This window comes from Longimicrobium sp., assembly GCF_036554565.1.
In the GTDB taxonomy this organism is placed as follows: domain Bacteria; phylum Gemmatimonadota; class Gemmatimonadetes; order Longimicrobiales; family Longimicrobiaceae; genus Longimicrobium.
Map to the genome: position 1 here is coordinate 1 of NZ_DATBNB010000220.1, position 7,744 is coordinate 7,744.

General features: G+C 70.2%; 8 protein-coding genes. 3 read left to right on the top strand and 5 right to left on the bottom strand.

Features of this window, described 5'->3' with window-relative positions; all coding sequences use genetic code 11:
• Window positions 1-283, bottom strand: a 283-nt coding sequence (locus VIB55_RS05970) for an NRDE family protein (protein WP_331875754.1), incomplete at its 3' end; no start/stop codon positions are given.
• A 109-nt stretch (window positions 284-392) separates the two neighbouring features.
• Between VIB55_RS05970 and VIB55_RS05975 the strand changes: the two genes are divergently transcribed.
• From VIB55_RS05975 to VIB55_RS05985, 3 genes are all read left to right on the top strand, one after another.
• Window positions 393-1,193 carry an alpha/beta hydrolase gene (locus VIB55_RS05975; RefSeq protein ID WP_331875755.1) on the top strand — a complete coding sequence of 267 codons (801 nt, stop codon included), beginning with the start codon at window positions 393-395 and terminating at the stop codon, window positions 1,191-1,193.
• 110 nt (window positions 1,194-1,303) lie between these two features.
• On the top strand, window positions 1,304-2,077 hold the full coding sequence (locus tag VIB55_RS05980) for a metallophosphoesterase family protein (RefSeq protein WP_331875756.1): 774 nt from the start codon (window positions 1,304-1,306) through the stop codon (window positions 2,075-2,077).
• 214 nt (window positions 2,078-2,291) lie between these two features.
• Window positions 2,292-3,014, top strand: a complete 723-nt coding sequence (locus tag VIB55_RS05985; protein WP_331875757.1) for a hypothetical protein — start codon at window positions 2,292-2,294, stop codon at window positions 3,012-3,014.
• Here VIB55_RS05985 and VIB55_RS05990 read toward each other — a convergent pair.
• From VIB55_RS05990 to VIB55_RS06005, 4 genes are all read right to left on the bottom strand, one after another.
• Window positions 3,004-4,086, bottom strand: coding sequence for an Ig-like domain-containing protein (locus VIB55_RS05990; RefSeq protein WP_331875758.1), 1,083 nt, complete (start codon window positions 4,084-4,086; stop codon window positions 3,004-3,006). The genes VIB55_RS05985 and VIB55_RS05990 overlap by 11 nt on opposite strands.
• A gap of 161 nt (window positions 4,087-4,247) precedes the next feature.
• Window positions 4,248-4,748, bottom strand: a complete 501-nt coding sequence (locus VIB55_RS05995) for an outer membrane beta-barrel protein (protein ID WP_331875759.1) — start codon at window positions 4,746-4,748, stop codon at window positions 4,248-4,250.
• A gap of 161 nt (window positions 4,749-4,909) precedes the next feature.
• Window positions 4,910-6,367 carry a M20/M25/M40 family metallo-hydrolase gene (locus VIB55_RS06000; RefSeq protein ID WP_331875760.1) on the bottom strand — a complete coding sequence of 486 codons (1,458 nt, stop codon included), beginning with the start codon at window positions 6,365-6,367 and terminating at the stop codon, window positions 4,910-4,912.
• A gap of 32 nt (window positions 6,368-6,399) precedes the next feature.
• The coding region (locus VIB55_RS06005) for a S9 family peptidase (protein WP_331875761.1) at window positions 6,400-7,744 on the bottom strand (1,345 nt) is incomplete at its 5' end.

The window sequence follows — 7,744 nt, forward strand, 5'->3', positions numbered from 1 at the left end:
CCATCGTACCGCGCAGGAAATCGGCGACCAGGGCGCCGCGCGAGGGGGCGTCCGCACGGGGCGGCGCGGTCTCGCGGTAGTTGGTGATGGCGGCGAAGCGGCCGGCGCGGGTGACGCCCATCCAGGTGCCGCCCTCCTGCAGGTCGCGCCCGGCGAGGACGCCGGGCGCGTCGCTCCACCACGCCGCAGTGGCGGTGGGGCGCGCGTAGAACTCGTCGCGGTTGGCGGCCGCGATCAGCCGGTGACGCGGGTGCTGGTCGATGGCCAGGACGATCAGGCACATGGGGTGCTGTAGGTGGGGTTCCCCGCGCGAACGCAACGGGGGGATCGGAGTATCAGAGGCGCCTCCCACGGGCAGGCGCCGTCCGCAACTTACCACGCAGGGCCCAGCGATGCTGCACTACCGCAAGCACATGCTTTCACCCGACCACGAGTGGGTGGTTTTCGTGCATGGCGCCGGGGGCAGCTCGTCCATCTGGTACCGCCAGGTGCGGGAGTTCCGCAAGAACTTCAACGTGCTGCTGGTGGACCTGCGCGGCCATGGCGATTCGCAGCCGCCCATGCTCAAGGCGTTCGAGGGGGAATACACCTTCAACGACCTGGTGGCCGAGATCATCGAGGTGCTGGACGACGCCGAGGTCCGCGAGGCGCACTTCGTGGGCATCTCGCTGGGGTGCATCCTCATCCGCATCCTGGGCGAGATGGCGCCGGAGCGGGTGAAGAGCATGGTGATGGGCGGCGCCATCATCCGCCTGAACCTTCGCTCGCGGGTGCTGGTGGGGCTGGGCAACGCCTTCAAGCGGGTGATTCCCTTCATGTGGCTGTACCGGCTCTTCGCGTGGGTGATCATGCCGCGCCGGCGCCACCGCGAAAGCCGCTCGCTCTTCGTCAGCCAGGCCAAGAAGCTGTGCCAGAAGGAGTTCATCCGCTGGTTCCGGCTGACGTACGGGGTGAACCCGCTGCTGCGCCTGTTCGAGGACAGGGAGCTGCCCATTCCCACGCTGTACCTGATGGGCGACGAGGACTACATGTTCCTGCCCCCGGTGCAGCGGATGGTGCAGCGGCAGACCCGGTTCACGCGGCTGGAGATCATCCCCGAGTCCGGGCACGTGGTGAACGTGGACCGCCCCGAGCTGTTCAACGAGCTGTCCATCGGCTTCATCCGCCAGGCGGCGCTTCGCCCGGCTGCGTGATGGCCCCACTCGCGCCCTTTCGTTTCTCCCGCGCCGCGGCCCTGATTGCCGCGGCGTTGCTGTTGGCGTCATGCGTGCGCGGCGGCGGTGGCCGGGACGACACGTCCCTCGTGGCCGCGGGGGACATCGCGGGGTGCTTCTGGCGGGGCGACGAGGCGACGGCGCGGCTGCTGGACCGCATGGGCGGCGTGGTGGCGCCCCTGGGCGACGTGGTGTACCCGCACGGGACGGACGCGGAGTTCCGGCGCTGCTACGGTCCCACCTGGGGACGGCACCTGGCCCGCACCCGGCCAGCCGTCGGAAACCACGAGTACAAGACGAAGGACGCGGGGGGATACTTCCGCTACTTCGGGGCGCGGGCGGGCCAGGCGGGAAAGGGCTGGTACAGCTACCAGCACGATGGCTGGCACGTGGTGGTGCTGAACAGCGAAGAGCCGATGGAGCCCGGTTCGGAGCAGGTGCGCTGGCTGGAGGCTGACCTGAAGGCGCACCCCTCTCGCTGCACGCTGGCGTACTTCCACCACCCGCGGTTCAGCTCCGGCCGGCACGGTGGCAAGGCCCGCGTCTCCGACGCGTTTCGGGTGATGTACGACCACGGGGTGGACGTGGTGCTGAGCGGCCACGACCACCACTACGAGCGTTTTGCCCCGCAGGACCCGGACGGGCGCGAGGACCGCGAGCGCGGCATCCGCCAGTTCGTCGTCGGCACGGGCGGCGCGCCCTCGTACCGGCTGCGCAACAAGCCGGTGCGCAACAGCGAGGCGCTCTCCAACAACGTCCGCGGCGTGCTGCGCCTGGTCTTTCACGGCGACGGGTACGAGTGGGAGTTCGTCCCCATCCCCGGGCGCCGCTTCGAAGACCGCGGCCGCGGCGAGTGCCACTGAGAAGTGCGAGAGTGCGAGAGTGCGAGAGTGCGAAAGTGCGAGAGTGTTTGAGAGTGCGTGAGTCGGCCGCGGTCACGCGCCAGTACGGGCCTCGACGCCCGCCATAATCCCCGCCGCGGCCTCTACAAGCCCGATCGGCAGTGTCCGCGCTGAAACTGGATGTCCGCTCCACCGTACGGTGTCCAGTCGTTATCACGAATCGCTTTCCCATCCCATGACCAAGCCGATTTTCCCGCCTCCATCAGTCTCATCGCCCAAGCTCTCGTTCGCTCCTCCCGCCGCGCATCCGCTGGCGCAGGTTGGGCCGCGGGCGTGGATGGCCGTCGGCGGGATCGCCGCGGTGGGTGCGGCGATCGGGGCTGGCATGGGCCTGGGATGGCACCAGTCCGGGTTCTTCCTATGGCTGGTCGTCGCCGTCGTGCTGACGTCCGCTGTCCGCGTTGGATGGCGGGTGGTGCGTGGAGGGCGCGCGGCCGGGCACGTCCGGCGCCGCACCCGCTCGATGGTACAGCGGCTGGGCAGCGGTGCCTATGGCGTGGTGGGGCTGGCGACCTGGCTGTTCCTGGAGGCGCAGACGCTCGCCGGCGACGTGGCAAAGGCCACGGGGCTGATGGACTTCATCGAGCAGAAGTCCTTTTCGTGGCTGATCGGGTTCAGCGTGGATTCGGTGCTGAACGCGGTGTGGGCGGGGATCTGGCCGATTTACTGGTTCAAGGACCATCCGCTGGTGATCGGGCTGGTATTCGCGCTGGCGTGGGGCGGCTCCGGCGTTGTGAGCCGCTGGACGACCCGGCCGGCTGCCGCACCTGGCGTGGACCCGTCCCCATCCGGCGGCCCCGGCGGCGTAGTCTCGCCTCCGGGCGCAGCAAGCCCCGGCGGCGCGGGTGCGCCACCGGGGCTCGGGGGATCGGGTCCGGCCGCGCGGATCAGGGGGTGATGACCACCTCGGAGGTGAAGCCGGCGGCCTTGAGCTGGTCGGCGTTGTACATCCGCAGGTTGTGTGGCCGGTCGAGCAGGTCGATGGAGAGCTTCCACGTGCCCGCGACCGTGTTCGCCGGCACGGTAATGGGGCACTTGAACGTGCCCGCCCGCACCCCCTCGCCCTCCACCGGCGGAGCGCCGCACCCGAAGCTGGTACCGGCGGCCGACGGACGGAGCCCCACGTACCCCGACCGCAGCCCCGCTCCCGCGTCCGTGGCCGTAAACGTGAGCTCCACGACCTGCGGCCCCGTCGCCAGGCTCACGCTGGCCGGCTTCACCGAGATGGAGGTGACCACGGGAGCCGTGAGATCCTCGTTCTGGTTCTGCACCTGGATGCTGGCGGGCATCCCCGCCGCCGCCAGCTGCGCGTCGCTGTAGCCCGTTCCCTTGCCCGCGCTGTCCGCCACCGAAACGTTCTTCACCTTCCACGCTCCGCTGATGGAGCCCCGGGGCATGACGATGCTGCACTTCCAGGCTCCCGCCCGGGAGGTACCGCTGGCCGGCGCCACGTGGGTGAAGCAGCTATGGAACTGCTGGTTGATGTCGCCGTTGCGCAGCGACTCCAGGTGAACGCTCATCATCTGCATCCCCGCATCCACGCGGGCGGTCACCGAAAATTCCACCGTCGCGTCGGCCGTGCTGACGTCCACCTGCGCGGGCGAGATGGCGAAGCCGGTCACGGCCGGGGGGGCCGCCGCCACCGTGACGGGCACCGGCACGCTGAGGCCTTCGCTCGTCACGGTGATGGTCGCCGCGCCCCGTCCCACCCCGGTCAGCAGGCCGGTGGCGCTGACGGAAACGATGTCGGGCGCCGAGCTGGACCAGGTGACCGCCCGGCCGCCCAGGGCCTTTCCGGAGGCGTCGTAGGCGACGGCGGCGACGCGAAGGGTGTCTCCCCGCATCAGCACCGGCTGCGCGGGCGAAACGGAGAGCGAGGCCACGGGATCGGGCGTGGACGGCTCGTCGCCGCACGCCGCCAGGATCGTGAGCAGGGCCGGGACGGCGAGGTGCCAGCGTGAACGGATCATCGGCTGGGGCGGGGCTGGTGGACGGGCGGGGTGAAGCGGCTACAAATGGATTCGGGAACTATACCCGCCGTGGCTCAAAAGGCCAAGGGGCACAACGAGAGCGGGACGGCGCCCCCGCCGTCCCGCTCTCGTCGTTTCGATGTCTAGCCTGATACCGTGGCTCAGAAGCGGAAGCGCGCGCCCAGGCCCAGGGAGATGTAGTTGAAGTCGTCGATGGTGCGGTAGCGCACCTCGGGGGTCACGGAAAGGTTGTAGCTGACTGCGTAGTCGGCGCCCAGCCCGGCCTCGAGCCCCGTCTCGTCCTCGTGGAAGAGGGCGCCCAGCATGGCGTACGGGTTGGCCACCCCGCCGCCGGTGCCCAGCCCCACGCGCCCCCCCAGCTCGAAGCCCTCCAGCTCCACCTCCTCGCCGTCATCCAGGACGATGTCGTCGTCGAAGTCGAAGCTGAACTGCGAGTAGCCGCCGTAGATGGCGAACGTGGGCGCAAGATCCAGCGAGGCGCGCAGGCCGAAGCCCACGCCGGTGTCTACCACGTCGGCGGCATCGCCGGTGGGAATGCCTGCGTCCAGGCGAAGCTCCACGCTCACGGGAAGCTGCGCCGCCGCGGGCGCGGCCACGGCCAGCGAAGAGGCGGCGAGCAGAAGTGCGAGTGTCTTTTTCATGTCCTGCCGATCCGGTGATGGGTGGTATAGGTGCCGCCGGGCAGTCGGCGCACCCGCATGGAACCACGGAAAGGGTCCCGAGGTTCCCTTCCCTCGTTTAGATGCGTGAAGGCCCGCCAGGGTTGTGGCGGGCCTTCACGTTTTCGTCCCTCGCGGCGAGCTCAGCTGGCGACTCGCTGCAGCACGCGGTACAGGTACTCCGTGGCCCAGCCCAGCGCGCCGACCGGAACCCGCTCGTTGTCGCCGTGCATCCGCAGCTCGTCCTCGATGGGCATGGGCATCGGCAAAATTCCGTACGTGGGAATGCCGATGGCCCGCAGCGCCGCGCCGTCGGTGGCGCCGGTGGACATGAAGGGGAGCACCGTCGCTCCGGGAGCCATCGTCCGGGCGGACTGCTCCATCGCCTGGAAGAGTTCGGTGGACACGGGCGACGGGGGCGGCGCCTGCGCGGGCTCGCCGTCCAGCGCAAAGGTGACGCTCGGCTCGCCGCCGGCCTGGTTCATCATCCGCACCACCTCCGTGATGTCTTCGCCCGGAAGGATGCGCACGTTGAACGTGGCCCGGCCCTCGGAGGGGATCACGTTCGTGCGGAATCCCCCATTCAGCAGGGTCAGCGAGGTGCCGGTGCGCAGGACGGCGTTGTGCAGCGGGTCGCGCGAAAGGACGGCGGCGGCACGGTCGATCTGCTCGCGCGAGGCGCCCTCGGCGGAAATCTCCTGCATCGCGCGCTTTACTTCCGCGTTCTGCTCGATGGTGGCCAGGCGCTGGAAGTACAGCCGCGTGGTCTCGATCAGCCGCACGGGGGCGCGCCACTCGTGCACGCGGGTGACGGCGCGGGCCAGGGCGGCGAGCGCATTGTCAGTGAGCGGAACGCTGCCGTGCCCGCTCGGCCCCGTGGCACGCGCCACCACGTTGTACGCCACCTTCTCGGTCGTCTGGATGTTGACCGTGCGGACCTGCCCGTCCATCACCCGGATGCGCCCGCCCTCGTTCAGCGCGAACTCGGCGTCGCCGATCAGTGCGCGGTGGTGCTCGATCACCCAGTCGACGCCCACGGGCGGGCCGCCCTCCTCGCCCGCCGTGCCGAAGAAGATGATGTCGCGGTCCAGGCGGTCGCGCTGCGCGGCGAGCTGGACGAAGGCCGTCAGCGTGGCGGCGAGCATCCCCTTGTCGTCGATGGCGCCGCGGCCGTACAGGTAGCCGTCGCGGAAGGTGGGCTCGAACGGGTCCGTCTCCCACTTGCTGGTGTCGGCGCCCACCACGTCCATGTGGCCCATCACCAGCACCGGCTTCTGCCGCGCGTTACGGGCGCGGAGGCGCGCGACGAAGTTGGCGCGCGTGCTGTCCGCGGGGACGCGAAGAACGTGCGTCTCCACCCCCGGGACGCGGCTGAGCACCGAATCGAAGTACAGGGCCGTTGCCAGCTCGTTGCCGGGCGGGTTCTGCGTGTTGATGCGGATGAGGTTCTGCAGGTGCGCCAGCGTGGAGGCCTGCGCCTGGGCACGGCTGAGCCCCGCGGGCGCGGCGGCGCGCACCGCGTACGTGGGGTCCTGCGCGGCGCCGGCGCCCGCCGTCAGGACGACGGTGGCCAGGGCGCACGCGACATTGCGAATGACCATTCGATTACTTTTCCTCCACTCGGTGACTGCGGCTACTGCGTGCACGCCGGGGCCTGGTGCTCCAGAACGCGGTCGAGGAAGCGGGCGATGCGCTGGTACGCGGTCACCCGGTTGGCCAGCTTGGCGATGCCGTGGCCCTCGTCGGGAAAGCGCAGGTACTCCACGTCACCGCCGCGGCGCCGGACCGCGCGGACGATCTGGTCTGCCTCGGCGACGGGAACGCGCGGATCGTTGGCGCCGTGCACCACGATCAGCGGGCTGCGGATGCGGTCGGCGTAGCTCAGCGGCGAAATCTGGCGGAAGAACTCGCGGTCCGCCGCGTCGTCGATGTTGCCGTACTCGATGCGGTCGCTGTTCTTGAGCGCGGGAGACGCGTCCTCCAGCCCGCTGATCCAGTTGGCGACGCCCACGAAGGGCACGCCCGCGCGGAAGTACGCGGGAAGCTGCGCCACGGCGGCGTACGTCATGTATCCGCCGTAGCTTCCGCCCATGGCCGCCACGCGATTCCCATCCACCTCCGGACGCGCGCGCAGCCACTCCACGGCGGCCTGCATGTCGCGGACGGCGTTGGGCCGCAGGCGCTTGTTGTCCAGCTGCGTGAACCGCTGGCCGTAGCCAGTGGAGCCGCGGAAGTTCAGGTCCAGCACGGCGTAGCCGCGCGCCAGCAGGTACTGCTTGACGGGATCGAACCCCGGCCGCGCCTGCGAGGTGGGCCCGCCGTGCAGCATCATCACCACCGGGGGTCGCGCGCCGGCCGCGCCGCGGGGCGAATACAACAGCCCGTGGATGGTTTCGCCGTCGAAGCTGGGGAACTGCACCGGCCGCGGCGTGACGAAGCCGGCGGGGTCCAGCCCGGCCAGCGTGCTTTCCGTCGCCCGCGACAGCGTCTGCGCTCCTGCGTCGTACACCCAGACGTCGCCCGGCGTCCCCGGCCCCGACACGCCGATGGCCAGCCGCGGCGCCGCCTCGGCCCATTCCAGCGAGCCGACCACGCCGGCCGGAAGGTTGGCGACGGGCAGGTCGCGCTCACCGGGAAGGTCGCGGATCACCAGGCGCGAGAAACCGCCCTCGTTGATCGTGTACGCCAGGAACTTCCCATCGGGCGAGAGCGCCACCTGCTCCACGTCCCAGCGCGGCTGCTGCATCCAGTGCAGCTGGCGGTCGGGAAGATGGTAATGCGCCAGGCCGGCGAAGTCGCGCTCGTGGTTCGTCGCCACGAAGAAGCCCTGGCCGTCCGGGGTCCACTGGATGGAGCGGTAGCTGGACATCTGCGCCGGGGCGAACAGCGTGTCGAGCTTCTGCGAGCGCAGGTCCAGCAGCATCAGGTCGTTGTCGGCCTCGCCGCGCCCCTGGCTCAGCACCATCGCCTCGCCGTCC